General features: G+C 72.9%; 22 protein-coding genes and 1 tRNA gene. 13 read left to right on the plus strand and 10 right to left on the minus strand.

Annotated features, from left to right (window positions below; genetic code table 11):
- Window positions 1–45 precede the first annotated feature (45 nt).
- From ACIBK8_RS10465 to ACIBK8_RS10475, 3 genes are all read left to right on the plus strand, one after another.
- A complete protein-coding gene (locus ACIBK8_RS10465) occupies window positions 46–1,686 on the plus strand; it encodes a penicillin-binding transpeptidase domain-containing protein (RefSeq protein WP_399041325.1) in 1,641 nt (546 codons plus the stop codon).
- Window positions 1,687–1,783: 97 nt separating this feature from the next.
- On the plus strand, window positions 1,784–2,293 hold the full coding sequence (locus tag ACIBK8_RS10470) for a YbaK/EbsC family protein (protein ID WP_399041326.1): 510 nt from the start codon (window positions 1,784–1,786) through the stop codon (window positions 2,291–2,293).
- Complete coding sequence (locus tag ACIBK8_RS10475) at window positions 2,290–3,141, plus strand: EamA family transporter (protein WP_399041327.1); 852 nt, start codon at window positions 2,290–2,292, stop codon at window positions 3,139–3,141. Before ACIBK8_RS10470 ends, ACIBK8_RS10475 begins: the two co-directional genes overlap by 4 nt.
- Before the next feature lie 293 nt (window positions 3,142–3,434).
- On the opposite strand, the gene ACIBK8_RS10480 is transcribed toward ACIBK8_RS10475, so the two are convergent.
- Window positions 3,435–4,634, minus strand: a complete 1,200-nt coding sequence (locus tag ACIBK8_RS10480; protein WP_399041328.1) for a serine hydrolase domain-containing protein — start codon at window positions 4,632–4,634, stop codon at window positions 3,435–3,437.
- 237 nt (window positions 4,635–4,871) lie between these two features.
- Here ACIBK8_RS10480 and ACIBK8_RS10485 point away from each other — a divergent pair, with 237 nt between their 5' ends.
- Entirely contained in the window at window positions 4,872–8,192 is a 3,321-nt protein-coding gene (locus ACIBK8_RS10485; RefSeq protein ID WP_399041647.1) for a S41 family peptidase, read from the plus strand.
- Window positions 8,193–8,246: 54 nt separating this feature from the next.
- On the opposite strand, the gene ACIBK8_RS10490 is transcribed toward ACIBK8_RS10485, so the two are convergent.
- The 3 genes from ACIBK8_RS10490 to ACIBK8_RS10500 are packed head-to-tail and all read right to left on the minus strand — an operon-like array spanning window position 8,247 to window position 11,613.
- Window positions 8,247–9,128: an SDR family oxidoreductase gene (locus tag ACIBK8_RS10490; protein WP_399041329.1), complete on the minus strand. Its 882-nt coding sequence runs from the start codon at window positions 9,126–9,128 to the stop codon at window positions 8,247–8,249.
- Window positions 9,125–10,096 (minus strand): alpha/beta fold hydrolase, encoded by a 972-nt coding sequence (locus ACIBK8_RS10495; protein WP_399041330.1) that lies wholly within the window; start codon window positions 10,094–10,096, stop codon window positions 9,125–9,127. Before ACIBK8_RS10495 ends, ACIBK8_RS10490 begins: the two co-directional genes overlap by 4 nt.
- On the minus strand, window positions 10,093–11,613 hold the full coding sequence (locus tag ACIBK8_RS10500) for a flavin-containing monooxygenase (RefSeq protein ID WP_399041332.1): 1,521 nt from the start codon (window positions 11,611–11,613) through the stop codon (window positions 10,093–10,095). The genes ACIBK8_RS10495 and ACIBK8_RS10500 overlap by 4 nt, the downstream gene beginning before the upstream one ends.
- A gap of 382 nt (window positions 11,614–11,995) precedes the next feature.
- On the opposite strand from ACIBK8_RS10500, the gene ACIBK8_RS10505 reads away from it, so the two are divergent.
- Window positions 11,996–12,736, plus strand: a complete 741-nt coding sequence (locus ACIBK8_RS10505) for a MerR family transcriptional regulator (protein WP_399041649.1) — start codon at window positions 11,996–11,998, stop codon at window positions 12,734–12,736.
- 168 nt (window positions 12,737–12,904) lie between these two features.
- A complete protein-coding gene (locus ACIBK8_RS10510) occupies window positions 12,905–13,342 on the plus strand; it encodes a hypothetical protein (protein WP_399041334.1) in 438 nt (145 codons plus the stop codon).
- Window positions 13,343–13,372: 30 nt separating this feature from the next.
- Here ACIBK8_RS10510 and ACIBK8_RS10515 read toward each other — a convergent pair whose 3' ends face one another.
- Window positions 13,373–14,176: an exodeoxyribonuclease III gene (locus ACIBK8_RS10515; RefSeq protein ID WP_399041335.1), complete on the minus strand. Its 804-nt coding sequence runs from the start codon at window positions 14,174–14,176 to the stop codon at window positions 13,373–13,375.
- Between the two features lie 99 nt (window positions 14,177–14,275).
- Here ACIBK8_RS10515 and ACIBK8_RS10520 point away from each other — a divergent pair, with 99 nt between their 5' ends.
- From ACIBK8_RS10520 to ACIBK8_RS10550, 7 genes are all read left to right on the plus strand, one after another.
- Window positions 14,276–14,770, plus strand: a complete 495-nt coding sequence (locus ACIBK8_RS10520; RefSeq protein ID WP_399041336.1) for a GNAT family N-acetyltransferase — start codon at window positions 14,276–14,278, stop codon at window positions 14,768–14,770.
- A 101-nt stretch (window positions 14,771–14,871) separates the two neighbouring features.
- On the plus strand, window positions 14,872–15,798 hold the full coding sequence (locus ACIBK8_RS10525; protein ID WP_399041337.1) for an ABC transporter ATP-binding protein: 927 nt from the start codon (window positions 14,872–14,874) through the stop codon (window positions 15,796–15,798).
- Window positions 15,795–16,811, plus strand: a complete 1,017-nt coding sequence (locus ACIBK8_RS10530; RefSeq protein WP_399041338.1) for an ABC transporter permease subunit — start codon at window positions 15,795–15,797, stop codon at window positions 16,809–16,811. The genes ACIBK8_RS10525 and ACIBK8_RS10530 overlap by 4 nt, the downstream gene beginning before the upstream one ends.
- 118 nt (window positions 16,812–16,929) lie before the next feature.
- Entirely contained in the window at window positions 16,930–17,328 is a 399-nt protein-coding gene (locus ACIBK8_RS10535) for a GntR family transcriptional regulator (protein WP_399041340.1), read from the plus strand.
- Between the two features lie 159 nt (window positions 17,329–17,487).
- Window positions 17,488–18,330 carry a MerR family transcriptional regulator gene (locus tag ACIBK8_RS10540; protein WP_399041341.1) on the plus strand — a complete coding sequence of 281 codons (843 nt, stop codon included), beginning with the start codon at window positions 17,488–17,490 and terminating at the stop codon, window positions 18,328–18,330.
- A complete protein-coding gene (locus tag ACIBK8_RS10545) occupies window positions 18,327–19,637 on the plus strand; it encodes a glycosyltransferase (RefSeq protein WP_399041342.1) in 1,311 nt (436 codons plus the stop codon). The genes ACIBK8_RS10540 and ACIBK8_RS10545 overlap by 4 nt, the downstream gene beginning before the upstream one ends.
- A 154-nt stretch (window positions 19,638–19,791) precedes the next feature.
- Entirely contained in the window at window positions 19,792–23,169 is a 3,378-nt protein-coding gene (locus ACIBK8_RS10550) for an ATP-binding domain-containing protein (RefSeq protein WP_399041343.1), read from the plus strand.
- Window positions 23,170–23,247: 78 nt separating this feature from the next.
- On the opposite strand, the gene ACIBK8_RS10555 is transcribed toward ACIBK8_RS10550, so the two are convergent.
- From ACIBK8_RS10555 to moaC, 5 genes are all read right to left on the minus strand, one after another.
- A tRNA-Ala gene (locus tag ACIBK8_RS10555) sits at window positions 23,248–23,320 on the minus strand.
- A gap of 72 nt (window positions 23,321–23,392) precedes the next feature.
- Window positions 23,393–24,469 (minus strand): hypothetical protein, encoded by a 1,077-nt coding sequence (locus ACIBK8_RS10560; RefSeq protein ID WP_399041344.1) that lies wholly within the window; start codon window positions 24,467–24,469, stop codon window positions 23,393–23,395.
- A 151-nt stretch (window positions 24,470–24,620) separates the two neighbouring features.
- A complete protein-coding gene (locus ACIBK8_RS10565; RefSeq protein ID WP_399041650.1) occupies window positions 24,621–25,244 on the minus strand; it encodes a GNAT family N-acetyltransferase in 624 nt (207 codons plus the stop codon).
- Complete coding sequence (locus tag ACIBK8_RS10570) at window positions 25,241–25,744, minus strand: molybdenum cofactor biosynthesis protein B (RefSeq protein ID WP_399041345.1); 504 nt, start codon at window positions 25,742–25,744, stop codon at window positions 25,241–25,243. The genes ACIBK8_RS10565 and ACIBK8_RS10570 overlap by 4 nt, the downstream gene beginning before the upstream one ends.
- The gene (gene moaC / locus ACIBK8_RS10575; protein WP_393683256.1) at window positions 25,741–26,223 is read right to left on the minus strand and encodes a cyclic pyranopterin monophosphate synthase MoaC; all 483 of its coding nucleotides are present in this window, start codon (window positions 26,221–26,223) and stop codon (window positions 25,741–25,743) included. The genes ACIBK8_RS10570 and moaC overlap by 4 nt, the downstream gene beginning before the upstream one ends.
- Window positions 26,224–26,235: the final 12 nt, after the last annotated feature.

Raw genomic sequence — 26,235 nt, forward strand, 5'->3', positions numbered from 1 at the left:
TTGTGTGCGTATTCAGGAACGAGGATCTGGGAGGGGAACGGACGCATGCGCCGTGAGGTGAAGTACGGGCTGATCGGCGGATCGGCGGCGCTGGTCGCGGGTGTGGTCGGCGGGTTCGTCCTGTTCGACAGCTCCGACGGGTCGTCGCAGGGGGCGCGGGCCGCGTCCGGTGACCCCAAGGCCGCGGTGCAGGCCGGGCCGCTGAGCGCCAAGGAAATCCGCACCACGGCGCAGGAGTTCCTCACCGCCTGGCAGTCGGCCGACGCCGCGAAGGCCGCCGGGCTGACCGACGACCCGGGCTCCGCGAAGAGCGCGCTGGGCTCGTTCGCCCAGCAGGCGCACTTCTCGAAGGTCACGCTCACGCCGGGCGCCCCGGCCGGCGAGAAGGTGCCGTACACGGCCACCGCCCAGATCGCCTACAAGGGCCATCAGGCGCCCTTCTCGTACACCGGGACGCTGCGGATCAAGCGCGACACCACGACCGGCAAGCCGCAGGTCGGCTGGGCGCCCGACGTGCTCTACCCGGGCCTGGGCAAGGGCGATTCGCTGCGTACCGGTGCGGCCGAGGCTCCGCCGGTCAAGGCCGTGGACCGGCACGGCAAGGAGCTGACGGCCAAGGAGCACCCGGAGCTGACCGGCATCCTGGCGAGTCTGCGGGACAAGTACGGCGACAAGGCGGGCGGCAAGCCGGGCCTTGAGCTGGCCGTCCACCACGGCGACGGGTCCGCGAAGGCCAAGCAGCCGGGCAAGACGCTCAAGGAGCTGACCAAGGGCACGCCCGGCACCCTGAAGACCACGCTGGACGCCTCGCTCCAGGCGACGGCGCAGAAGTCGGTCGACGCCAAGAAGGGCGCGGCGGCGGTGGCCGTCAAGCCCAGCACCGGCGAGATCCTGGCCATCGCGCACTCCCCCGCGACGGGCTTCAACGTCGCCATCGGCGGGGCGCTGGCCCCCGGCTCGACGATGAAGATCGTCACGGCCGCGATGCTCATCGACAAGGGCATGACCTCGCCGGACAAGCCGCACCCGTGCCCCAAGTACGTGACGGTCGGCGGCTTCAAGTTCCACAACGACGGCATGAGTTCCTACCCGCACGGCACGTTCCGGCAGAGCTTCGCCGCGTCCTGCAACAACGCCTTCATCGGGCAGGCGAAGGACCTCAGCGACGACGACCTGACGAAGGAGGCGCGGGACGTCTTCGGCATCGGCCTGAACTGGCAGACCGGCATCCCCACCTACGACGGCGCCGTGCCGGTGCAGAGCGACGCCCAGATGGGGGCCTCGCTGATCGGCCAGGGCGGGGTGCGGATGAACCCGCTCAACGTCGCCTCGCTCGCCGCCACCGCCCAGTCCGGCACCTTCCGGCAGCCCTACATCGTCTCGCCCGACGTGGACCACAGGACGCTGGCCACCGCGCCGCGGAAGATGAAGCCGGACACCGCCGCCGCGATCAAGTCGCTGATGCGGACGACCGCGACGTCCGGTACCGCCGTCGAGCCGATGTCCGGGCTCAGCGGTGACATCGGCGCCAAGACGGGGTCGGCCGAGGTCGACAACCAGAAGAAGCCGAACGCCTGGTTCACCGCCTACCGCAACGACCTCGCGGCGGCGGCGCTCGTCCCGGCGAGCGGTCACGGCGGCTCCAACGCGGGGCCCGTGGTGCGCGCGCTGCTCGCCTCGGGCTGAGCGGTGCCCGCACGGTGTGCGCCGTCCCCGCCGGGCGGCGCACACCGTGTCACAACTCACTCGCGTGGCCTGTACAGCCTTCGCTAGCGTGCGGGGCATGAGCGATAGCGATTCCGTGTCAGAACCCGCCTCCGACCAGGCCCACCCCCGATTCGCCGAAGCGTTGCGGGAGTTGGGGCTGAGTGTGGAGGTCCGTCGCTTCCCCGATGCCACTCGCACCGCCGTCGAGGCCGCCGCGGCGGTGGGCTGCGACCTCGGCCAGATCGTCAAGTCCCTGATCTTCTCGGCGGACGGCGAGCCGGTGCTCGTCCTGATGGACGGTGCCTCCCGCGTCGACGTGGAGCGGGTGCGCGCCGAGCTGGGCGCGGCGAAGGTCGGCCGCGCCGACGCCGCCGTGGTGCGCGAGACCACCGGGTACGCCATCGGCGGCGTACCGCCCTTCGGGCACCGCACCCGCACCCGCGTGCTGGCCGATCGCGGGCTGCTCGCCCACGGCACGGTCTGGGCCGCGGCGGGCACTCCGCACACCGTCTTCCCGCTGGATCCCAAGTCCCTGGTGGAGTACGCCCAGGGCCGCATCGTGGACGTGCGCGAGCGCACCGCATGACGCCGCTCGTCGTCGTGGCCGTGCTGATCGCCGCGGTCACCCACGCCAGTTGGAACGCCATCGCCCACGGCATACGCGACCAGCTCATCGCCTTCACCCTCGTCGGGGGCGGCGGGGCGCTCTGCGGTCTGGTCATGGCCGTCTTCACGCCGGTGCCCGCCGCTGCCGCCTGGCCGTTCCTCCTCGGGTCGGCCGTGCTGCACATCGTCTACCAGGCGCTGTTGATGCAGTCGTTCCGGCTGGGCGAGTTCGGGCAGATGTATCCGATCGCGCGCGGTACCGCGCCGCTGGTCGTCACCGTCCTCGCCGCCGTCTTCGTCGGGGAGGTCCCGGACCGCTGGGCGCTGTCCGGTGTCGCGCTGGCATCGGCCGGGCTGGTCGGCGTCGCCCTCTGGGGCATCCGCGGCTCCGGCAGCCGGCCGCACTGGCCGGCGATCCTGGCGGCGCTCGCCACCGGTCTGGCCATCGCCTCGTACACCACCGTCGACGGTCTCGGTGTCCGCGCGTCCGGTACCTCGCTCGGCTACATCGCCTGGCTGATGATCCTCGAAGGCATCGCCATACCCGCCTATGCGCTGGCCACCCGGCGTCGGGAACTCCTCGTCCAGCTGCGTCCGATCGCGCTGCGGGGGCTGGTCGGCGGGGTTCTGTCGGTGTTCGCCTACGGTCTGGTGCTGTGGGCCCAGACGCGGGCGCCGCTCGCGCCCATCGCGGCGCTGCGGGAGTCGTCGATCATTGTGGGGGCCGCCATTGGGGCGCTGTTCTTCAAGGAGCGCTTCGGGGCGCCGCGGATTGCTGCGGCGGGGTTGATGGTGGTGGGGATCGGGTTGATGCTGCACGCGGGGTGAGGCGGGGCCGGTAGGGCGCTTGGTGTCTGTGGGGGTGGGGTGGGTCGGAGGGGCCGCACCGGGTCGTCTCCTCGACGCATGTGCCCTCAGCTACCAGTCAAGAAGCTGCCGGCGTTGGCACCTGTCGCTGCGGGGAGCGACCCGGTACGGCCCCTCCGACCCACCCGGGCCTCGTACGCGGCCGACCGCCGGTGGGGCTCTCCCTGCGCCTCGCCCTTCGGGCCTCGTTGGCGGCTGCGGGGTGGTGGGAGCTGGGGGCAACTGCCTTGGGGCTGCGGCCCGTTGGGCTCGGGTCAGGTTGTCGGGAGGGCCTTTACCAGGGACTGGGCTCTTGGGTCGGCGGTTACGCCGCGTTGCATGCCGTTGGTGATGTAGGCGAAGGCCAGGCCGGATTCGGGGTCGGCGAAGGCCAGGGCGCCGCCGCGGCCGGGGTGGCCGAAGGAGCCGGGGGCCAGGAGGGGGGAGGCGGGGCTGTGCAGCATGAAGCCCAGGCCGAAGCGGGTGTTGACGACGAGGGTGCGGTCGGGGCCTGCGGATTCCTCGGTGCGGGCGAGGGTGAGGGTGGCGGGGGCGAAGAGGCGGGGGTGGCCGTCGACCGGACCGGTGAGGGCGGCGTAGCAGCGGGCCAGGGAGCGGGCCGTGGCGATGCCTGCCGAGGCCGGGAGTTGGGCCGCGCGGTAGGCGGGGGCGTTCTCGTCGGGGGACGGGGTGATGGCTCCGAAGGCGCGGCTGGTGAGGGAGTCCGGGTCGCCGTACGCGTCGGCGACCGAGCGCTTGGGGCGTACCCGCAGGCCGCCCGATGCGGGCTGGGGCGGCGGTTCCACGGCGGTCAGGCGGCCGACGCCGGACTGCTGTGCCTGCGGGAGGCCGAGCCACAGGTCGAGGTCCAGGGGGGTGGCGATTTCCTCGGCGATCCAGTCGCCGATGGTGCGGCCGGTGACTCGCACGACGAGTTCGGCCAGCAGCCAGCTGTAGGTCTGGGCGTGGTAGCCGTGGTCGGTGCCGGGGGTCCAGGCGGGGGCCTGGGCGGCGAGTGCGGCGGGGCCGCTTGTGCCGTCGATGGCCTGGGCGGGGGTGAGCGGGGTGTCCAGGACGGGCAGGCCCGCGCGGTGTGAGAGGAGGTGGCGGACCAGGACGCGGTCCTTGCCCGCGGCCTTGAACTCCGGCCAGTACGTGCCGACCGGCGCGTCCAGGTCGAGCAGTCCGCGCTGGTGGAGGAGGAGCGGGACGATCGCGGCGATGCCCTTGGTGGCGGAGCGGATGACCTGGGCGGTGTCCGCCTGCCAGGGGGTGTCGGGGTGGCCCGCGTCGCGGGGGCCGAGGTCGTCGCCGCCGTCGCCGTGCTTGGTGCCCGCCCACAGGTCGACGACCTTGCGGCCGTGGCGGTAGACGGCTACGGCGGCGCCGCGCTCGCCGCGGCGCGTGAAGTTGGCCGTGAATGCGTCCCGGACCGGCTCGAAGCCGTCCTCGACCGTGCCCTGGACGTCCACCACTGTTTCCCGCTTCCCACTGTTCCGTCGCTTTGGTGACCCATCAATGGTGCAACGCGCGGATCAGTGCTGATGACCAGGGCGGCACGGCGTGGGCTTCGTCACAGTGGATTCGGCGGGGCGGGCCGAGTTGCCGGGCTCCGGCCGCGCCGAAACGATGGGTGGGTGAGCGACGCACGCGAGGCCGTCGGGCCGCACTCGGAGCCGAATCCCGCGCGACCTCCCGGACGGCTGCGCAGAATGCCCGCGCCGCCGGGTCCGCCGCCCCCTTCGTACCTGCGGTTTCCGCATCTGCACGGCGACACGGTCTGCTTCACCGCCGAGGACGACCTGTGGGTGGCGCCGATCGTGCCGGACGGCGCGGAGCCGGAGCGGGCCTGGCGGCTGACCGTGGACCGCACCCGGGTCGGCCACCCGCGCTTCTCCCCCGACGGGCGGCACATCGCGTTCACCACCTGGCGCAGCCTCGACCCCGAGGTGCATCTCGCGCCGGTCGACGGTGGTCCTGCCAGGCGGTTGACGTACTGGGGCAGCACGGATGCCCGGGTGTGCGGATGGACGCCGCCCGACGCGGACGGCAACGCGCAGATCCTGGCGGTCTCCTCGCACGGTCAGCCGTTCTCGTACTACTCGTGGGCGTACAGCCTGCCGCCGGACGGCAGCCCCGGCGGGCGGCTGCCGTGGGGGCCGGTGTCCGACATCGCCGTCGCGGATGCCGAAGGAGAGCGCCGCACGCTGCTGCTGACCGGCAAGCCGCCGCACGAGCCGGCCTCCTGGAAGCGTTACCGGGGCGGCGCGATGGGCCGGATGTGGCTGCACGGCACCCGGCTGGTGCCGAAGCTGCGGGGGCATCTCGACGCGGTGATGTTCGTCGGCGGCCGGATCGCCTTCCTCTCCGACCACGAGGGTGTCGGCAACGTCTACTCCTGCCTGCCGGACAGCACGGACCTGCGGCGGCACACCGACCACGGCGCCTTCTACGCCCGGCACGCATCGACCGACGGCACCCGCATCGTCTACCAGTGCGGGGGCGACCTCTGGCTGATCGACGACCTGGGCCCGCGGGCGCTGCCGCGGAAGCTGGCGGTTCGGCTCGGCGGCCCGCGCGCCGGGCGCCGTACGTACCAGGTGCCGGCCGCCTCGCACGTCACCTCGCTCGCGGTGGACACCACCGGACGGGCCAGCGCGGTCGGGGTCCGCGGCAGCCTGTACTGGCTCACGCACCGCGACGGCCCGGCCCGCGCGCTGCACGACGTGCCCGGTGTCCGGGTCAGGATGCCGGAGATGCTGGGGGCCAGCGGCCGGATCGCGTACGTCACCGACGCGGAGGGCGAGGACGCGATCGAGATCGCGGGGCTGCCCCGGGCCAGCGGGGTGGGCGAGCCGCGCCGGCTGGCGGCCGGGGAGCTGGGCCGGGTCCAGGAGATGGTCGCGTCCCCGGACGGCGAGCGGGTCGCGGTGGCCGCGCACGACGGCAGGCTGCTGCTGGTGGACGTGCGGCGGCCGGAGGAGCGGGAGGAGGGGAGTGAGGGAGGCGGTGAAGTCGTAGGGGAGTTGATCAGGTCGGCGAACGGGCCGGTGCGTGATCTGGCGTTCTCGCCCGACTCGGGGTGGCTGACCTGGTCGCATCCGGGGATCGGCCGGTCGCTGCGGCAGATCAAGATGGCCAAGCTGTCCGACCGGGCGATCGTGGACGTCACCAACGGGCGCTTCGAGGACGAGCAGCCGGTCTTCACCCGCGACGGCCGCTATCTGGCGTTCCTGTCCTGGCGGGGGTTCGACCCGGTCTATGACGTGCACACCGGTGATCTGTCGTTCCCGCTGGGCTGCCGACCGTATCTCGTACCGCTGTCGTCGGCGACGCCTTCGCCGTTCGCGCTGTCGCCCGAGGGGCGGCCGGCCGCCGGCGGCCTGGATCCGGCGGAGAACCCGCCGGCGGGCGAGGGTCCGGTGCTGGTCGAGGTGGAGGGGCTGCCCGAGCGGGTCACGCCGTTCCCGGTCGCCGCGTCCAAGTACTCCTCGCTCTGTCCGGTCAGCGGCGGCGGGCTGGTGTGGCTGCGCTGGCCGATCTCCGGTGCGCTGGGCGAGACGTTCGCCAACCCCGACAACACCTCGGGGCAGCCCACCCTGGAGCACTTCGACCTGACGAAGGCCCGGCGCACCGAACTCACCAGCTCCCTGGACTGGTTCGCGCTCAGCGGCGACGGTTCCCGGCTGGTCGTCAACGACGAGGGCGAGCTGCGCGCGGTGCCCGCGACCGAGACGCCGGACAGCGATACGACGGTCTATCTGGATCCGCGGCGGATCCTGCACGAGGTGCATCCCGAGGCGGAGTGGCGGCAGGCGTTCGAGGAGGCGGGCCGGATCGTCCGGGCGTACTTCTGGGATCCGAAGATGTGCGGGATCGACTGGGACGCGGTGCTGGCGCAGTACCGTCCGCTGCTCGAACGGGTCGCGTCCCCCGACGAGTTCGCCGACCTGCTGCGGGAGGTCCTGGGCGAACTGGGCACCTCGCACGCGTACGTCGTCGGCGCCCGGCGCAACGAAGGGCCGCCGCACTACCAGCGCGCCATGGGCCTGCTCGGCGCCAACCTCGTGCCGCGGGACGGGCGTTGGGTGGTCAAGCGGATCCTGCCGGGTGACTCGTCGGACTCCAAGGCCCGTTCGCCGCTGGCCGGTACCGGCATCCGCGAGGGCGCCGCGCTCACGCATGTGGACGGCCGCCGGGTCGACCCGGTGAGCGGCCCGTATCCGCTGCTGGCGGCGACCGGCGGCACCACCGTCGAGCTGACCTTCGCATCAGCCGACGGCTCGGGCCCGCCGCGCCGGGTCGCGGTGGTGCCGCTGGTCGACGAGCGTCCGCTGCGCTATCAGGACTGGGTGGCCAAACGCCGGGCCGTGGTGCGGGAGTTGAGCGACGGCAAGTGCGGCTATCTACACATTCCCGATATGGGTGGGTCGGGCTGGGCGCAGTTCAACCGCGACCTGCGGATGGAGGTGTCGCGGCCCGCGCTGATCGTGGACGTGCGGGGCAACGCGGGCGGCAACATCTCCGAGCTGGTCATCGAGAAGCTGACCCGGACCATCATGGGCTGGGACCTGACCCGCGACGCCCAGCCGGTCTCGTACACCGGCAACGCGCCGCGCGGCCCGGTCGTCGCGGTGGCCGACGAGATGACCTCGTCCGACGGCGACATGATCACCGCGGCGTTCAAGCTCCAGGGCATCGGCCCGGTGGTCGGCATGCGCACCTGGGGCGGGGTGGTCGGGATGACCGGCAGGCACCGGCTCGGGGACGGCACCGCGATCACGGTGCCGATGAACGCCGCCTGGTTCAAGGTGTACGGCTGGGGCGTGGAGAACCACGGTGTCGAGGTGGACATCGAGGCACTGCGCTCGCCGCTGCACTGGGCCGAGGGCCGGCACCCGCAGCTCGGCGTCGCGGTGCGCACCGCGCTCGACCTGCTGGAGCGGCACCCCGCCGCGTCACCGCCCGACCTCACGGACGTGCCCGATCTGCGGCGGCCCCAACTCCCGCCCCGCGGGCCCGGCATGGCGTAGGGCCCGTGCCGCGGGGCGCGCCCGGTGGTGGTCAGGGCGCGCCCATCGGCCCGGCTACCGGTCCGCGCGCGCCTTCTCGTCGGCCTCGCCGCCCGCGCCGACCAGGCCGATCCGCATCCCGTCGACCCGGTCGCCGAAGCGCCGCATCTCGCGCTGCCCGGCCGTCCCGATGACGGTGGGCAGATATCCGCGGACCGACTGCATCCCGCGCAGCCACCACTGCCCGTAGACGTGCGCGGAGCGCCGTTCGATGCCGTCCACGATCCGGTCGACGGCGGGGCCGAGCGGGTAGGTCTTGTTGGACGGCCAGGGCAGCCTGGCGCGCAGTTCGCGCATGATGTCGTCCTGGTCGGCGCCGCGCACCATGTCGGTGTCGGTCCAGCTCAGGTAGCCGACGCCGACCCGTACGCCCTTGTATCCGACCTCGGCGCGCAGGCTGTGCGCGAAGGCTTCGACACCCGATTTGGACGCGCAGTACGCGGTCATCATCGGCGCCGGGGTGATCGCGGCGAGCGAGGCGATCTGGAGGAAGTAGCCGCGGGACTCCATCAGAACGGGCAGGAAGGCCCGTCCGGTGACCGCGCCGCCGATGAGGTTGACCTCGATGACCCGCCGCCAGGCGACCGGGTCGGAGTCGGCGAACGGGCCGCCGGTGGCCACTCCGGCGTTGGCGACGACCGCGTCGACCTTCCCGAAGCGCGCCTTGACCTCGCCGGCGACCCGGGCCATCGCCTCGTGGTCGGTGACGTCGGCGTACCAGTGGTGGGCCGGTCCGTGCAGCGAGGCGGCGACCTCGCGCAGCGCGTCCGGCTCCAGTCCGACCAGCGCGAGGGTGGCGCCGCGCGCCGACAGCTTGCGGGCCAGCAGTTCGCCCACCCCGCGGGCGGCTCCGGTGACGACGACGACCTGGCCTGTCAGGTTCCTGCGTGCGCTCATGCCGCCTCCTCCTTCTTCTGGCGCTTGTTCCGCGCCGGGGGCCGGTCCGCTGCGGGCCGTGCCGTCAGGTGTCCCGCGACGAGTTCCCGCAGCCGACCGGCCACCGCCCCGGCGTCCTCCAGGGGCACCATGTGGCCGAGGCCCGGGAGTTCCGTCACGCCGCGGCAGTCGGGCAGGACGGAGGCGAGCCGGCGGGCGTGGACGAGCGGGGTGAGCCGGTCGGCGGTGCCGATGACGACCTCGGTGGGCAGCTCCAACCTGGCGGCGCCGCCGGTCAGTTCGAGGCCGTACAGGACGCGGCCCCAGCGGGAGCGCACGGCGGGCGGGCAGGCGTGCACGATGCGGGCGCACGCCTCGATCTGCGCGGCGGACGCGCCCGCGCCCATCGTGGCGTAGCGCAGGGTCCGCTTGGTGAGCGCGCTGACCGGACCGAGGGGGGCGCGGGAGACCAGCATCAGCTTGTGGGCGCGGCGGCGGCCGGCGGGGGTGCGCAGCGGGATCACCCGGGACTCGGCGGGCAGGTCGGCGCTGCCGGTGCTGCACAGCAGGGCGGCGGCGGCCCGCTCGCGGAACCCGGGCCGGTCGGCGGCGGCCATGATCGTCATGCCGCCCATGGAGTGCCCACCGACGACGGCGCGTTCGCCGGGCCGGAGCGTGGCGTCCAGGACGGCGGCGAGGTCGTCGGCGAGTGCCCGGGTGCTGTAGCCGCCTGGGGCGACGGCGGGGGTGCGTCCGTGGCCGCGCAGGTCGTAGAGGATCACCTTGTGGTCGTCGGCGAGTTCCCGTACGACCGGTGCCCAGAAGGCGGTGGAGCAGGTCCAGCCGTGTACGAGGACGACGGCCGGGGCGTCGTCGGGACCGTGGACCTCGGTGTGCAGCCGGGCGCCGCCGGATGAGTGCACGGTCAGTGTCCGGCGCGGGGCGGGCGGTGCGTAGGGCCCGCCGGTGGCGTGTCCTGGACGGCTCATGCGGCGACCTCCTCGGTGGTTGCGGGGGTGCGCCGCCCGGCCGGGGGGCGCAGCAGTGCGTACTCGGCCAGATCGACCTGCCGGGTCACCCTCTTGAACTCCGCCGTGGTGCCGGGCCAGGCGGTGGTGTTGCGTCCGTTGGCGTCGAGGTACCAGCTGTCGCAGCCGCCGGTGGTCCACACCGTGCGCTCCATCCGCTGCTGCATGTGGCGGGTCCAGTCGGCGACGGCTTCGGGGCGGGCGTCGAGCGCGATCCGGCCGCCGAGTACGTCGAGTTGGCGCAGGTAGTCGGCCATGTAGGTCAGCTGGGCCTCGATCATGAGGATCATCGAGCTGTTCCCGAGGCCGGTGTTGGGGCCGATGATGGTGAGGAAGTTGGGGAAGCCGGCCGCGCTGGTGCCGCGCAGCGCCTCCATGCCGTCCTTCCACTCCTCGGCGAGCGTGGTGCCGTGGGCGCCGGTGACGCGGTGGCCGATCGGCATGTCCGTGACGTGGAAGCCGGTGCCGAAGATGATCGCGTCGGCTTCCGTCTCGCTCCCGTCCGAGCCGATCAGGGTGGAGCCCCGCACCTCCTTCAGGCCCGCCGCGATCACGTCCACATTCGGCTCGGTGAGCGCCGGGTAGTACGTGTTGGAGAGCAGGATGCGCTTGCAGCCGATGCGGTAGTCAGGGCTGAGCTTGGCGCGCAGCGCGGGGTCCTTGACGGCCTTCTTCATGTGGGCGCGGCCGATCACCTCGACCAGGCCCAGCTCGTTGGGGCGCTTGGTGAAGGCGCTGACCTGGAGTTCCCTGATGCCCCAGAGCAGGCCGCGGCGGGCCGCGCGGGTGGCGGGGATCTTGGTGTGCAGCCACTGCTCGGCCGCGGTGATCCGGCGGTCGGCGCGCGGCAGCACCCAGGCGGGGGTGCGCTGGAAGAGGCTGAGGTGGGCCACGTCGGGCTGGATGGCCGGCACGATCTGGATGGCCGACGCACCGGTGCCGATCATCGCGACGCGCTTGCCGCGCAGGTCGTGGTCGTGGTCCCAGCGCGCGGAGTGGAAGACCTTGCCGGGGAACGTGTCGAGGCCCGGGATGTCGGGGATCTTGGGGTCGGACAGCGGCCCGGTCGCCGAGACGACCACGTCGGCCACCAGCGGCCCGCTCGCCGTCTCGATCTCCCACCACAGGTCGTCGTTGCTCCACCGCAGGCTCTGCACCTCGGAGTTGAAGCGCAGGTGCGGGCGGAGCCCGAAGGTGTCCGTGACGTGCTCCAGGTACGCGCGGATGTGCGGCTGCCCGGAGAAGTTCCGCGGCCACCGGGGATTGGGCGCGAAGGAGAACGAGTACAGATGCGAGGGCACGTCGCAGGCGCACCCCGGATAGCTGTTGTCCCGCCAGGTTCCGCCCACCGATCCGGCCCGTTCCAGGACCACGAAGTCGGTGATTCCCTGCCGGCGCAGCCGGACGGCCGCCCCCAGACCACCGAATCCCGATCCGATCACCGCCACCCGCACATGCTCCCGCTCGCGCTCGGCCATGCCGCCGCCTCCCGAGGTCGCTCCGTAGCCGTCCCAACCGCGCCAGCAATCACTGGCACGATTGGAGCGTAGGGCAGCGCCGTACCGAGCGGTAGGGGTTGGGAGAAGGGAAGTTGGAGCCTGCGTCTGAATCCCGGCCGGATCAGCGCGCGTCGTCTGGTGCGCGCGATCGCAAGGCGCCGGAAGGTCCTTGTAGCGGAGCTACCAGGGCCTTTCGGCAACGCCGCGAGCGTGCGTGCCAGGCGACGCGCGCCCGGCCGGGGTTCAGATACAGGCTCCTACCGCCGGTTGTACTCCGATCCGCCGTACGTCACCCGCTTAAGGTGAAGGCGTGGCTGCGAACGAGAACCCGCACGAGGTACCCAAGGACCGCGAATTCCGGATGGCCGAACTGGCCGACGAAGCCGGCATCAGCGTCCGTACGCTGCGCTTCTACCGCGAGCGCAAGCTCATCCCCGCCCCGCGCCGCGAGGGCCGCATCGCCTGGTACAACGAGCACCACCTCGCCCGCCTGCGCACCATCGCCGCCCTCCTCGACCGCGGCCACACCCTCGGCGGCATCGCCGAACTTCTCTCCGCCTTCGAGAACGGCCGGGACGTCGGCGAACTCCTCGGCCTGGAACAGACCTTCGTCTCCCCCTGGTCCGACGAGACCCCGGTCCGCCTCACCCCCGAGGCCCTGGCCGACCACTTCCGCGACGACGTCACCGCCGAAAACCTCACCGCCTCCCTCGACATCGGCTACATCGCCGTCGACGGCGACGAGTTCGTCCACATCAGCCGCCGCCTGCTGGACGCCTCCACCGCGCTCGTCGCCAAGGGCGTCCCGCTCGCCGACGTCCTGGAAGCCGGCCGCGCCGTCCGCACCCACGCCGACGCCATCGCCGGCATCTTCACCACCCTCATCCGCACCCACCTCCTCACCGACCCCCCGAACCACGGCAGCGCGCAAACCCCCCTCACCTCCCAGGACATCGACCGCATCACCCACACCATCGAAGAGCTACGCCCCGTCTCCGAGGCCGTCGTCGGCGCCGAACTCGCCCTGGCCATGGACCGCCGCATCCGGGCGGAACTGGAGGCGTGGATACGGGGATCGGGCGGGCCGGAGGCCGCGCAGTAGGCCCGGTCGTACGGCGCCCCGCCCGGAAAGCCCTCGCCCCGTCCCCGGCCCCAACACCGGCCCATTAGCCGCGCGTTAGCGGTGCAACAGCGGTGACCTGCACGCTTACTTCTGTTCGCACCGATCACCCGGCTCCGGGCCGGGTGGCACTCTCCGAAGGGGAACGCCATGCACCGCTCCACCGCCCGCCGGGCCGGCCGCCTCGCCACCGCCTCGCTGCTCGCCGTCGCCGCCGTCGGACTGACCGCCTCCATCAGCAACGCCGCCACCGCACCCGCAGCGCCCGCCGCGAACCGGACGGCCGCAGCCCAGGGCGTCAGCGGCACCTGGCACGGCACCCTGAAGTACCTCGCCCCCGGCAAGCTGACCGTCGCCCCGAAGTCCGGCATCGAGCAGGGCTTCTACGTCGGCCCGCACACCAAGGTGCTGGGCGCCGCCGCCATCTGCGCGTCCAACGGGAACGTCACGGTCGACAAGCACGGCTACGGCACCTCGAAGTGCACCGAGGCCCAGCTGATGAAGGCCGCGAAGATGAACAGCGTCGAGGTCCGCGTCACGGTCAAGGACGGCGTGGCCACCACGGTCGCCGAGCACTACCACCCCTGATCGGGCCGGGGCGGGGGCGGTCCTGCCCGGTCACACGTCGAACGTCACCGTGACCGGCGCATGATCGCTCCACCGCTCCTCGTGCGAAGCGGCCCGCTCCACGAGCGCCTTCACCGCGCGCTGCGCCAGGCCCGGTGTCGCCATCTGGTAGTCGATCCGCCAGCCCGCGTCGTTGTCGAAGGCCCGGCCGCGGTACGACCACCACGAGTACGGGCCCTCGGTGTCCGGGTGCAGGGCGCGGACCACGTCGACGTATCCGCCGGCCGACTCCGTCAGGACGTCGGTCAGCCAGGCCCGCTCCTCGGGGAGGAAGCCGGCCTTCTTGCGGTTGGCCTTCCAGTTCTTCAGGTCGGCTTCCTGGTGGGCGATGTTCCAGTCGCCGCAGACCACGACCTCGCGGCCGTCGGCAGCGGAGCGTTTGCGCAGGTCGACGAGGTAGGGGAGGAACTCGGCCAGGAAGCGCTCCTTCTCGTCCTGGCGGTCGGTGCCGACCTCGCCCGACGGCAGGTAGAGGGAGGCCACGGTCACGCCGGGCAGATCCGCCTCGACGTAGCGTCCGCTGCCGTCGAACTCCGCCGAGCCGAACCCCACCCGGACCCGGTCCGGCTCGCGCCGTGTGTAAAGGGACACACCGGCTCGCCCCTTGGCCGCGGCCGGGGCGTGCACGACGTGCCAGCCGGCGGGCTCGCGGACCTCGTCGGGCAGCTGGCCGGGCTCCGCCCGTACCTCCTGAAGGCACAGCACGTCGGCGCCGGTCTCCGCCAGCCACGGCACGAAGCCCTTCTTGGCGGCGGCGCGCAGCCCATTCACATTCACGGTCGTCACGGTGAGCATCCCGGCACGATACCGAGCCGGCGCCGCCGACCGGGCATCGCGCCGAGCGCCTCCCGCTCCCGCTCCCGCTCCGGCTCGTACACCCGTACGCTTTCCGGAATGGAGATAGTTCCCGTCCGCTACGACCACCCCGACGCGGTCACACTCGACGCGCTGGTGCAGCAGGAGTACGCGCGGCGCTACGGCGACGACGGCGACATCACGCCCCTGGAGCCGGCGATGTTCCTGCCGCCGCGCGGCATCTATCTGCTGGCGTACGAGGGCGGGCGTCCGCTGGCCACCGGCGGCTGGCGGGTCCAGGAGGACGCGGCCGAGGGGTACGCCCCGGGGGACGCCGAGATCAAGCGGATGTTCGTGGTCGCGCAGGCCCGGGGGCGCGGCCTCGCCCGGCGCATCCTGGCGGCGCTGGAGGCGGACGCGCGGGCGGCCGGGCGGACGCGGATGGTGCTGGAGACCGGCACCGAGCAGCCCGAGGCCCTCGCCCTGTACGCGTCCTGCGGCTACCGCATGGTCGCGAAGGCGGAGAAGTTCGGGCTGTACCGCGGGTACGAAGAGAGCCGGTGCATGACCAAGGATCTGGCGCCCGCCGCCTGACGGGCAGTTGGCCCGCACCCCCTTCCGTTCGTTGTTTGACAGAGCTCCGGGCCGCTCTCCATACTCATTCCACTAATCAACTAGCTAAAGGGGGGATCCGGGTGAGCGACCCGAGCCCATGGGCGATCGAGGCCGAAGGTCTGGGGAAGAAGTACCGCCGCGGCTGGGCGCTGCGGGACTGCTCGTTCCGTCTCGGCGCGGGCCGCATCTGCGCGTTGGTCGGCCCCAACGGCGCGGGCAAGAGCACCTTCCTCGGCGCCGCGACCCGGCTCGTGCAGCCGACGGCCGGCAGCCTGCGGCTCTTCGGCGTGCCGGTGACCGATCCCGCGGTACTGGAACGGGTCGCCTTCCTCGCGCAGGACAAGCCGCTCTACCCCCGCTTCACCGTGGCCGAGACGCTGCGTCTGGGCCGCGAGCTGAACCCGCGCTGGGACCAGGCCCTGGCCGAGCGGATCGTGCGGGCGGGCAACGTCCCCCTCACCGCCCGGATCGGCACCCTCTCCGGCGGCCAGCGCACCCGCGTCGCCTTCGCGCTGGCCTTCGGCAAGCGCCCGAAGCTGCTGCTGCTCGACGAGCCGATGTCCGACCTCGACCCGCTGGCCCGGCACGAGATGTCCGGCCTGCTGATGGCCGAGGCCGCCGAGCACGGCACGACCGTGCTGATGTCGTCCCACATGCTGTCCGAGATGGAGGACATGTGTGACTACCTCCTCGTGCTCGCCGACGGCCGGCTGCGCATGGCGGGCGCGACCGACGAGCTGGTGCCCGCGCACACCCTGGTGACCGGCGTGGCCGCGGGCAACGGCGTGCCGGATGAGCTGACCCGGGCGCACACCGTGGTCGAATCCCGGGTCACCGGGCGGCAGTTCACCGCCCTCATCCGGCCGGGCGGCCCGCTCTCCGACAGCTGGGAGGCGCAGTCGCCCGGCCTGGAAGAGGTGCTGCTGGCCTACCTGCGGTCGCCCGGAGCGCCCACGCTGATCGCGGACGAGGCGCGGCTCGACGGTCCCCAGGGTGCCGCGGCGTGAGCGGCACGACGCAGACGGCGAGCCCGTCCTCCACGGAGAGCGATGACCGCGGCGCCGCGCCGGAGGCCGGTCCGGCGCGGCGCGGGCTGCTGCACGGCCTCCCCTGGCTGGTCTGGCGGCGGCACCGGGCAGCGCTCCGCATCGGCCTGCTGCTCACCGTCGTGGCCTGCGCGGTCTTCGCGTACCAGCGCATGGGGATCATGGATTTCCTCGGCGACAAGAGCCTCGGCGCGGACGGCCCACGGGCCGAGGAGTTCCAGCAGCGGTTCGGCTCGACGCTCAGGTCCGACCTCGCGTTCCTGACCCTCCTGCCCGGCATCGTCGGCGTCTTCCTCGGCGCCCCGCTGATCGCCGGCGAGCACGAGCACGGCACGCTCAAGCTGGTCACCACGCAGTCCGCGAGCCGCGGCCGGTGGCTCACCGCCACCCTCGCGCTGCCGCTGGCCCTCGTGGTGGCGTGCACCACCCTGCTGTCGGTCGTCTTCCACTGGATGTGGGCACCCGTCCACGAAATCGCCTTCGCCGGCGACTGGCTGGACAGCGGCACCTTCGAGAGCACCGGCGCGGTCCTGCCCGCACTGGCGCTGTTCGTCACGGTCTGCGGCATCGCCTTCGGCATGCTGGTGAAGCGGGTCGTGACGGCGATGGCCCTCACCGCCGTCTTCGCCACGGTCTTCAGCGTCATCTGGTCGGAACGGATCGTCCACCAGCTCGGCACGCTCCGCAACGCGGTCTACCCGTACGACGGCGACGGCCCCGACCTGCCGCGCGGATCCGTACGGATCGACGACTGGGTCTCCACCGCGGGCGGCAAGCTCTTCGGCTTCAGCACCTGCAACGACGACGAAACCGGTGCCTGCCGGGCGAAGCTGGGCATCGTCAACCGCGTGACGCAGTACTTCGACTACGGACAGATGACGGGGATGCAGTGGCTGGGTGCGGGAATCCTGCTGGCACTGACCGTGGCGGTCCTGGCGTTCGTCATCTGGCGGGCGCGCCGGCGGCCACTCTGAGACCCGTCCGGGTCGGCGCTTTGACACCCGGTACCGGCACGCCGATCATCAAGCGGTCGGACAGCACGGCCCATCCGGCGCGAAAGGCGCGCATGGTGCGGGCGGACGAGGCGGAGAGGTGGTGAGCGTGGTCGAGTTCCGTATCGACCGCCGCAGCGGCGTCGCCACCTACCTCCAGATCGTCCAGCAGGTCCAGCAGGCGCTGCGGCTCGGCACCCTGGTGGAGGGCGACCGGCTGCCGACGGCCGCACAGGTCGCCGCCACCACCAAGGTCAACCCGAACACCACCCTGAAGGCGTACCGGGAGCTGGAGCGTGAGGGCCTGGTCGAGCCGCGGCCCGGCCTCGGCACCTTCGTCAGCCGCACGCTGGCCAGGCCCGATTCGGCCGGGGACGCGCTGCTGCGCGAGGAGTTGCGCTCCTGGATGAACCGCGCCCACGAGGCGGGCCTCGCCCGCGAGGACGTCCAGGCGCTCCTGAACTCGGTACTGGAGGACAGGTTCCCGGGGACCGGGTGAGGCCGGGGCCAGGCGGGACCGCGGGGAGCGGGGCGGGGTGCCGGGTGCGCCCCGCCCCGCCGCACTTCCGGGGCCCCGGGTTGACCCTCTCCCCACGTCAGGACGCAGCCTGAGCAGGTGACGGGCCAGGACGGGCCCCCGACGAAAGGCGCTGCCGCGATGAGCTACCCGGTCGGCCAGGTATCCGGATTCGCCGGTGTCACGGTGCGCACGCTGCACCACTACGACAGGACCGGCCTGCTCTCCCCCACCGACCGCAGCCCGGCCGGTTACCGCCGCTACAGCGAGTCCGACCTCGTCCGGCTGCAACAGATCCTGTTCTACCGGGAGTTGGGCTTCCCGCTCGACGAGATCGCCACCATCCTCGCCGACCCGCAGGCCGACGTGCTCGACCACCTGCGCGCCCGGCACCGCCTGCTCAACGAGCAGATCGCCAAGCTGCGGCGGCTGGTCGAGGTCGCCGAACAGGCCATGGAGGTCCAGCGGACGGGGGTGCGCCTGACACCCGAGGAGCGCTTCGACGTGTTCGGCGAGGTCGCCTTCGATCTCAGCTACGCCACCGAAACCCACCGCAAGAGACAGCACAGCGAGGGGTACCGGCGGGCGATGGCACGGGCCGGCACCCACACCAAGGAGGACTGGGCCCGCATCATGGCCGAGGCCACCCGGTGGCGGCAGCGCCTCCTGGCCGCCTTCGATGCCGGTGAACCACCGGAAGGCCCGACGGCGATGGACCTCGCCGAAGAACACCGCAGTCACCTCAGCCGCTGGTTCACCCCCTGCCCCACCGACATGCACGGCCGGATCGCCGACGACTTCGCCGCCGACCCCCGCGCCTTCGCCCTGATCGTCCCGCCGTCCGAGCAGCGCCCCGGCCTCGCCGGATACCTCTGCACCGCCGTGCACGCCAACGCGGTACGCCAGGCGGACGCGCCCGCCGCCGCACCGGAACCGCCCGCCGACGACTCCGCAGACCGCACCGCACCCCGGGACGCACGATGAAGATCCTGATCACGGCCGCCGGCTCGTACGGCGACATCGCCCCGTACACCGGCGTCGGCGCCGCCCTCACCGCGGCGGGCCACGAGGTCGCACTCGCCACCCACGACTCCTTCGCCCCTCTGGTACGCGCCGCGGGCCTGGAATTCCGCCGGCTGCCCGCCGACCCGCGCACCGGCCGGACGGAACCCGGCCCGCAGGCCACGGAGCCAGGACCGCACGGCCAGGCCGCGCCCCCTCCCGGCGTCGCGTCCGGCAGCAAACGGGCCCTGCTGCGCACCGCCGCCGCCTTCCTCCAGGAGCTGGGAGGCGGCATCGCCGAAGCCGTCACCCCCGGCACGGACCTCCTGCTGCTGTCCGCCACCACCGCACCGCTCGGCCGCCACCTGTGCGAGGCGCACGGCATCCCCGCACTCGAACTCCCCCTCCAACCCACCGCACCCACCGGCGACTTCGCCCCCGTCATGACCGGCGCCCGCTCCCTGGGCCGCCTGGGCAACCGCGCCGCCGGCCGCCTCTCGCTCCGCGTCGTCGACCGCCTCTACACCGACGCCTCCCGCGACCTGCGCGCCCGCATCGGCCTGCCGCCCGCCACACCGGGCGCCGTACGCCGCCGCGCCGATGCGTCCGGCCGGCCGGTCCTGCACGGCTTCAGCGAGGCCCTGGTGGCGCGCCCCGCCGACTGGCGCCCCGGCCTGGACGTCGTCGGAAACTGGTGGCCCTGGCACGACCCCGACGCGCAACTCCCCACCCACGTCGAGGACTTCCTTGCCGCCGGGCCGCCGCCGGTCTTCATCGGCTTCGGCAGCATGGCGGCGGGCGAGGGCGAACGGCTCGGCGCGCTCGCCGTACGGGCACTGCGCCGCGCCAAGGTACGCGGCATCCTCCAGTCCGGCTGGGCCGGCCTCTCCGCGGAAGCCGTCACCGCGCCCGCCGACCGGTCCGACATCCTCACCGTCGGCGAGGTCCCGCACGCGCTCCTCTTCCCCCGCACCGCCGCCGTGGTCCACCACGCGGGCGCCGGCACCGCCGCGGCCGGACTGCGCGCCGGTGTGCCCGCCGTCCCGGTCCCGGTCACCGCCGACCAGCCGTTCTGGGCCGCCCGGTTGGCGTCCGTGGGCGCCGCGACCGCGCCGGTACCCTTCGCCGACCTGTCCGGCGAAGGGGCCGCCGACCGGCTGGCCGAAGCCCTCACCGAAGCCACCACGAACCCCGCCCTCCGCACCCGCGCCGCCGCAGCCGCCCGCCGCATGGCCACCGAGCACGGCACGCAGGCGGTCGTCCACGCCGTACGCACCATCGCCACCTGACGCACCATCATCCACCGCCGCCATCAGGCACGTTCCCCCATCCCCTGACCGGTTCCCACCACCTGGGCCGCCCGACTCTGGTAGTCCTTTTCACCGGGGGACGGGCCCGCGCCCGTCGCAGCGACCTCCGGGGCGCCGCAAGGGAGGGGATGGAATGAGCACCACCACGCGCGACGAGATCATCGCCATCGAGCAGAAGGCGGTGAACCGCGCCTACGACTGCTACCACGCGCGACTCGATGAGCTGAAGGGAAATCCGGTCGCGACGGCGTCCGCGAGCGGCAAGGACAGCATCGCCAACCGGCTCGGCGCCGAGGAACGCGCGAAGGCGTACGACGGCCTCGGCAAGGAATCGCTGGTCATCGGCCGCGTCGACGTCCGGGCCGAGCCGGCACCCTTCTACGTCGGCAGGCGCGCCGTGTCCGACGTCCGCACCCGCGACACCGTCGTCGTGCTCTGGACGAGCAAGCTCGCGAAACAGTGGTCCGACGCACTGCCCGAAGCCCCGGGCGAGGTGCTGCTGCGGCGGCAACTGCGGTGCGAGGGGCAGGTGGTCCAGGACTACTTCGACGAGATCGCCGTCGCCGCCCCCGTCCCGACGCCACGGCCACCCGCCGAGAACGCCGAGGACGCCGGGAACGCCGAGGCCGAGGCGGCCGACGCCGAACGCGCGACACCCCCCGAAGCCGCGCCGGTACCGCACACCCCCGCCCCCACCCCGGCGGCCGTCCCCCGCAGGCGGCGCCCCAAGCCCCAGCAGCCCGACGACTTCCTCCTGCGCGAACTCCAGCGCTCCCGCAGCGGCCGGATGCGCGACATCGTCGAGACCATCCGCCGCGACCAGATGGCGCTGGTCACGGAGTCGCCCACCGACGTCCTCGTCATCCAGGGCGGCCCCGGCACCGGCAAGTCGGCGGTCGGCCTGCACCGCGTGACCTGGCTCGTCAACAACGGCCACTTCCACGCCCAGGACATCCTCGTCGTCGGCCCGCACCAGCGCTTTCTGGACTACGTCGGCCACGTCCTGCCCACCCTCGGCACCCGCAACGTCAACGCCGTCCAGCTGACCCGGCTGTGGGACGGCGAGGTCCTGGGCTCCGACACCCCGCGGGCACGCCGGGTGAAGTCGGACGAGCGGATGGCGGCCGTCCTCCGGCGGCGCGTCGAACACGCCTGCCGCCCCGAGGCCGTCGACGCCCTCACCGCGCCCCCCGCCTACGAGGGCGACGAGCCGGCGTTCACCGTCACCGCCGGAAGCACCACCCTGCGCGTCCCGCGCACCGAAGTCCTCGCCCTCATCGACGAGGCCCGCGGCGGCAGCGGCGCCTACCGTGAACGCCGCGACCGCTTCCGCAGCCTGCTCGTCGACCGGCTCCTGAAGGAACTCGTCGCCGTCGCCCCGCGCCGCAGCCGCGACGGCACCATCCGCCGCGACCTGGAACGCAACCGCCGCGTCGGGCAACTCATCGACCGCGTCTGGCCGTCCCCAGGCGCCAGGGAAGCCCTGCGCACCCTCTACGACTCGCCCGACCTCCTCCGCACCTGCGCCGCCGGCATCCTCGACGACACCGAACTGGCGGAGCTGCACCGCCCCCGGGGAGCCTCAGCCGACGACGACTCCTGGACCCTCGACGACCACGTCTGCCTCGAAGAACTCCGGTACCTCATCAGCGGCGACGCCCCGCAGCGCTACGGCCACATCGTCGTGGACGAGGCACAGGACCTCACCCCCATGCAGGCCCGCGCGCTGCGCCGCCGCTGCGCGGCCAACGGCTCGCTGACGGTGCTCGGCGACCTCGCCCAGGCCACCGGGCCGCACACCCCCACCAGTTGGGACCGCATCGGCACGCTGCTGTCCGACCACGGCGACTGGCGGATCGCCGAACTCCACACCAGCTACCGCGTCCCGGCCGAGATCATGGAGTTCGTCGCACCCCTGGCCCGCGCGGTCGCCCCCGCACTGCCCTACCCCCAGGCCGTGCGCCACGCGGGCGCTGACGCGGTACGCACCCTGGCCACCGAACCGTGGAAGCTCCTCGACGACACCGTCACCCAGGCCATCCGCCTGGTGGGCACCAGCGACGGCCGCACCCTGCGCTCGGTGGCCGTCATCGTCCCCGACGACTCGGGCCGGCTCGACGAGATCGGCCGCCACCTCGACGAGAGCACCGACCTCACCCGTCAGGGCCGCGAGGCGGTGTCCGTCCTGGCCGCCTCCCAGGCCAAGGGCATGGAGTACGACCACGTCCTCGTCGTCGAACCCGCCACCATCGCCGACCGCGGCCCGGCCGGCCTGCGCCGGCTCTACGTCGCCCTCACCCGCAGCACCCAGAGCCTGACCGTGCTGCACACCTCCCCGCTCCCGGAGATCCTCACGACCACGGACCACACCACCGAACCGCCGCCCGACGCACCCGGCCCCGGCACCGCACCGGAAGACCTCCCCGAGATCGGCTCCGACCTCCGCGTCCAGGTCATCGGCCCGCGCCCCGGAGGCCGCTACAAGGTCAAGGCCCTGTCCCCGGAGATCGACCGCCCCCTGGTCCTGGCCGTCCGGCACGGCTCGGTCCCCCCGCGCGCGGGCGACGAACTGACCTGCTGGGTCTTCGCCAACGAAACGAACCACAGCGTCCTGACCACCGACCAGCGCGGGCGCCGCCCCATCTCCCCCAAGATGACGGAACGCTACGCGGCGGCACTCGGCGTCATCGACGAACTGCTGGCCGGCGACGGCACGGCGGCGAACCCCCGCGCCCGCCTCTCCGAACTCCAGGGCATGGCCCACCGCGTACTCCGCCGCGACCAGCCGGACTGGGTGGCGGTGCGGCGGGTACTCGGCTCCCCCGACCGGCAGGCCCTGGGCGCCCTGCGCGACCTCGCGGCAAGCACCCACCGCGCACTCAAGGACGACGCACTGGACGTCGGCCGCCTACGGGACGAACTGACGGCATCCGGCTGGGCCCCGGCCCTCGCCACGGCACGGGCCACCCTCACGGCCCGCCTCGCCGCCCCACCCGAACCGGCCCCCGCCCCCGCCTCCCGGCCCGACCAGAAGGAAACCGCGCCCGTGACCACCGTCGAAGAAGCCCCCGCCGCACCGGCCGTGACCACGAAGGAGGCTTTCCGGCACGCCCTGGAAACCGCGGCAGCCGCCGACCGCACCAGCAAGAAGCACGAGGCCGTACGCCACGCCGTGAAGTCGGCCCTGCTGTGGGCCGACCTCCAGCCCACCGACTCCCCCGTCATCGACGTCAGCTGTGCCACCGCCGACGGCCTGTTCCTCTACGAGGTCCTGGGCTCCGGCTGCTCCACCTACCCGGACCTGCGCGCCGGAGCCACCCGCCTCCTGGAGATCAACCACACCCTGCCCACCCCGGCCGACCGCCTCCACCTGGTCCTGTGCGAACCCCCCGCCGACGACTGGTCCGCCGACACCGTCCACGCCGTCTTCGGCATCCACGTCCTGTGGCGCACCCAGGAATCCTGGGGCGGCCACGACACCGAATCCGCACTGTGCCAGGAGCCGCGCTAGAACCACCGTGCGTGCGGCCCTGCCGTACGACACGTCAAAGCCCCCACCGGGTGGACCCGGTGGGGGCTTTGTGTGCGGTGGACCTGAGGGGATTCGAACCCCTGACCCCCTCGTTGCGAACGAGGTGCGCTACCAGCTGCGCCACAGGCCCTTGCGACGAGTGAAACTCTAGCATCTCGTCGGCGGTGCTCGGAAATCGCTTCCGGTGCTGGTCAGCGGACGGCTACTCGTTCGCGGCGCGCGGCCGGTCGAGGTCGTCTGGGTACGCGGCGTCGTGGTCCGCGGCCGGCGACGGGTTCGCGTACTGGTCGAAGAGCGGGGTACGGCTGCGGTTCCGGCGGCCGGGTCCTGCCGGGCGGCGGGCGGCGGCGGGGCGGTCCTGCTGCGGAGCGTCGGGGTGATCGCCGGCGGAGCTGGAGCGGGCGGAGCTCCAGGCGTCGTCGGCGTCCAGGTCGACGTGGCTGGTGGCACGCGGGGCGACCGGGGCGGTGACGTAGGTGGGCAGCGGGACCGGGACCGGCTCCCAGCTGCCGGAGCCCGGACGCGGGCGTTCGCGTTCGCGCTGCTGGTCGACCCACTCGGCGTGGTCGGTCTCCTCGACGAGGGCACGGCGGCCCGCGGCCTGGTCGGGCTCGGGGCGCGGCTCCGGAGCGGGCTCGGCGGGAGCGTCAGCGCGGGGCCCTGCCGGGCGGTCGTCGGCGGGCGGCTCGTCGGCCGCCTGCTGAGGGTGGGGCCTGCCCTCCCGCAGTCGCTGGGCTGCCGCCTCCGCCTTGCGCTGGTCCATGGTGAAGGTGAAGCGGCGGCGCTCCTGGGTGCGCAGGTAAATGATGTACGCGCTCAGGAGGAGTGCGGGCAGGGCGGGCGCCCAGAGGAAGGCGATGCCGCCGACGGCCGCCACGACGGCGCCGACGGTGAAGGCCAGGAAGAGGATCGTGATGGTGCGCCGGCGCCTGGCCAGGACCTTGGCGCGCTTGGTGCGTTCGGCGACGGAAGGACGCGGCGGGGCGGCGGCCCGGACGCGGGTATCGGTCGCGGGGTCGTCGAAGGCCCGGATGCCGGCCTCTTCGGGCGCGTGATCCGGGTCCTGCTCGTCGGCGGCATCGTCGGCGGGACACTCTTCCTGCCCCTTGTCGTAACGGCGCTGCATGGCCGCGCGTCCCGACAGGAGCCGGATGGCAGTGCTGAAGCGCTCGGTGGGACGCGCCTCGTTCAGTTCGTCCTGCCTACGGAGCCACATCGGCACCAAATAGGCAGCCCAGGCCCCGACGATGACTGCGTAGATGAGGCCGCTGCTTCTCACAACTCACACGGTAGAGGGGTTTGCGCGGGGCCATCCGCCAATTGAGCCGGTGTGTCGCACGATCTGGCTGATATCTCGAACTTTTTTTGTGATTGTTGAGATCAGCACTCTTCGAATGTGGCCGAAACGGCGATAAATTCGAACACCTATTTCATTTGTGGGGTGTGCTGGGTTTCTGCTGACGCCAGCGGTGCAGCATCCCCTCGGGCACCTCTTCCGCGGTCAGGGCGAATACCGCGTGATCGCGCCAGCCTCCGTCGATGTGGAGATAGCGCGGGCGCAGACCCTCCTCGCGAAAGCCGAGCTTTTCCACGACGCGGCGGCTCGGGGTGTTCTCCGGCCGAATGCACACCTCGATGCGGTGCAGTCCCACGGAGCGGAAGCAGTGGTCGACGGCGAGGGCGACGGCGGTCGGAATGACACCGCGGCCGGCGACTTCCCGGTCCACCCAGTAACCGATGTGGCCCGAACACATGGAGCCCCAGGTGATGCCGGCGACGGTCAGCTGGCCGACGAGCCGGCCCTGGTACTCGACGACGAACGGCAGCATCCGGCCGGCGTACGCCTCGGACCGCAGATGGCGGACCATCTGACGGTAGGTGGGGCGGTGCGGGACGGGAATTCCCGGCGGGGGCGGCGGGACGGTGGCTTCCCAGGGGCGCAGCCAGTCGCGGTTGCGGCGGTTGACCTCGCGCCAGTCACGCTGGTCGCGCAGCTTTATCGGCCGGAGGGTGACCTCTCCGTCGGTCAGGACGACCGGCCAGGGCGCGTTCAGTGCGGGCTCCGCGGGGGTCTGGGGTGGTCGCCGCCGCGGAGCTGGTCGACGGCGTGCGGGAGGAGATCGGCGAGTACCGCGAGGCCGTCGCGTACGCCGCCGGTCGAACCCGGGAGGTTGACGATCAGGGTGCGGCCCGCGATGCCGGCCAGGCCGCGGGAGAGTGCCGCGGTGGGGACCTTCGTACGGCCCGCGGCGCGGATCGCCTCGGGGATGCCGGGGATGTCGTGGTCCAGGACGCGGCGGGTGGCGTCGGGGGTGCGGTCGGTGGGCGAGATGCCGGTGCCGCCGGTGGTGAGGACGACGTCGTAGCCGGCGGCGACGGCCGCGCGCAGGGCTGCCTCGACGGGGTCGCCGTCCGGGACGACCTGCGGCCCGTCGACCGTGAAGCCCATGGCGGTCAGGCCGTCGGCGAGCAGCGGGCCGCCCTTGTCGGCGTAGACGCCGGCGGCGGCGCGGTTGGACGCGGTGACGACCAGGGCGCGCGGGGCGGGGCTCATGCCCGGCTCCAGTCGCCGGACTTGCCGCCGGTCTTCGTCTCGACGCGGATGTCGGAGATGACCGCGGCCTTGTCGACGGCCTTGACCATGTCGACGACGGTGAGCGCGGCGACGGAGACGGCGGTGAGGGCCTCCATCTCGACGCCGGTGCGGTCGGTGGTCTTGACCGTGGCGGCGATCTCGACGGCGTCGTCGGTGACCGAGAGGTCGACCGTCACGCCCGAGACGGCGAGGGGGTGGCAGAGCGGGATCAGGTCGGGGGTGCGCTTGGCGCCCATGATGCCGGCGATCCTGGCGGTGGCCAGGGCATCGCCCTTGGGTACGCCCTCGCCGCGCAGCAACTCGACGACCTGCGGCGATACCAGGACGCGACCGCGGGCTGCGGCGGTTCGGGCGGTGACGTCCTTGGCGGAGACGTCGACCATACGGGCCGCGCCCGCCGCGTCGAGATGGGTGAGGTGTTGCTGGCCGCTGCTCATCGTTCTCCCGGT

Origin of the sequence: Streptomyces sp. NPDC050161 (assembly GCF_044460025.1) — a bacterium.
GTDB lineage: Bacteria > Actinomycetota > Actinomycetes > Streptomycetales > Streptomycetaceae > Streptomyces.

Bases quoted from the DNA above. Each gene is read 5' to 3' on its own strand.
- ACIBK8_RS10465 (WP_399041325.1), top strand. From the start codon at position 46: ATGCGCCGTGAGGTGAAGTACGGGCTGATCGGCGGATCGGCGGCGCTG.
- ACIBK8_RS10470 (WP_399041326.1), top strand. From the start codon at position 1,784: ATGAGCGATAGCGATTCCGTGTCAGAACCCGCCTCCGACCAGGCCCAC.
- ACIBK8_RS10475 (WP_399041327.1), top strand. From the start codon at position 2,290: ATGACGCCGCTCGTCGTCGTGGCCGTGCTGATCGCCGCGGTCACCCAC.
- ACIBK8_RS10485 (WP_399041647.1), top strand. From the start codon at position 4,872: ATGCCCGCGCCGCCGGGTCCGCCGCCCCCTTCGTACCTGCGGTTTCCG.
- ACIBK8_RS10490 (WP_399041329.1), bottom strand. From the start codon at position 9,128: ATGAGCGCACGCAGGAACCTGACAGGCCAGGTCGTCGTCGTCACCGGA.
- ACIBK8_RS10495 (WP_399041330.1), bottom strand. From the start codon at position 10,096: ATGAGCCGTCCAGGACACGCCACCGGCGGGCCCTACGCACCGCCCGCC.
- ACIBK8_RS10500 (WP_399041332.1), bottom strand. From the start codon at position 11,613: ATGGCCGAGCGCGAGCGGGAGCATGTGCGGGTGGCGGTGATCGGATCG.
- ACIBK8_RS10505 (WP_399041649.1), top strand. From the start codon at position 11,996: ATGGCCGAACTGGCCGACGAAGCCGGCATCAGCGTCCGTACGCTGCGC.
- ACIBK8_RS10510 (WP_399041334.1), top strand. From the start codon at position 12,905: ATGCACCGCTCCACCGCCCGCCGGGCCGGCCGCCTCGCCACCGCCTCG.
- ACIBK8_RS10515 (WP_399041335.1), bottom strand. From the start codon at position 14,176: ATGCTCACCGTGACGACCGTGAATGTGAATGGGCTGCGCGCCGCCGCC.
- ACIBK8_RS10520 (WP_399041336.1), top strand. From the start codon at position 14,276: ATGGAGATAGTTCCCGTCCGCTACGACCACCCCGACGCGGTCACACTC.
- ACIBK8_RS10540 (WP_399041341.1), top strand. From the start codon at position 17,488: ATGAGCTACCCGGTCGGCCAGGTATCCGGATTCGCCGGTGTCACGGTG.
- ACIBK8_RS10545 (WP_399041342.1), top strand. From the start codon at position 18,327: ATGAAGATCCTGATCACGGCCGCCGGCTCGTACGGCGACATCGCCCCG.
- ACIBK8_RS10550 (WP_399041343.1), top strand. From the start codon at position 19,792: ATGAGCACCACCACGCGCGACGAGATCATCGCCATCGAGCAGAAGGCG.
- ACIBK8_RS10570 (WP_399041345.1), bottom strand. From the start codon at position 25,744: ATGAGCCCCGCCCCGCGCGCCCTGGTCGTCACCGCGTCCAACCGCGCC.
- moaC (WP_393683256.1), bottom strand. From the start codon at position 26,223: ATGAGCAGCGGCCAGCAACACCTCACCCATCTCGACGCGGCGGGCGCG.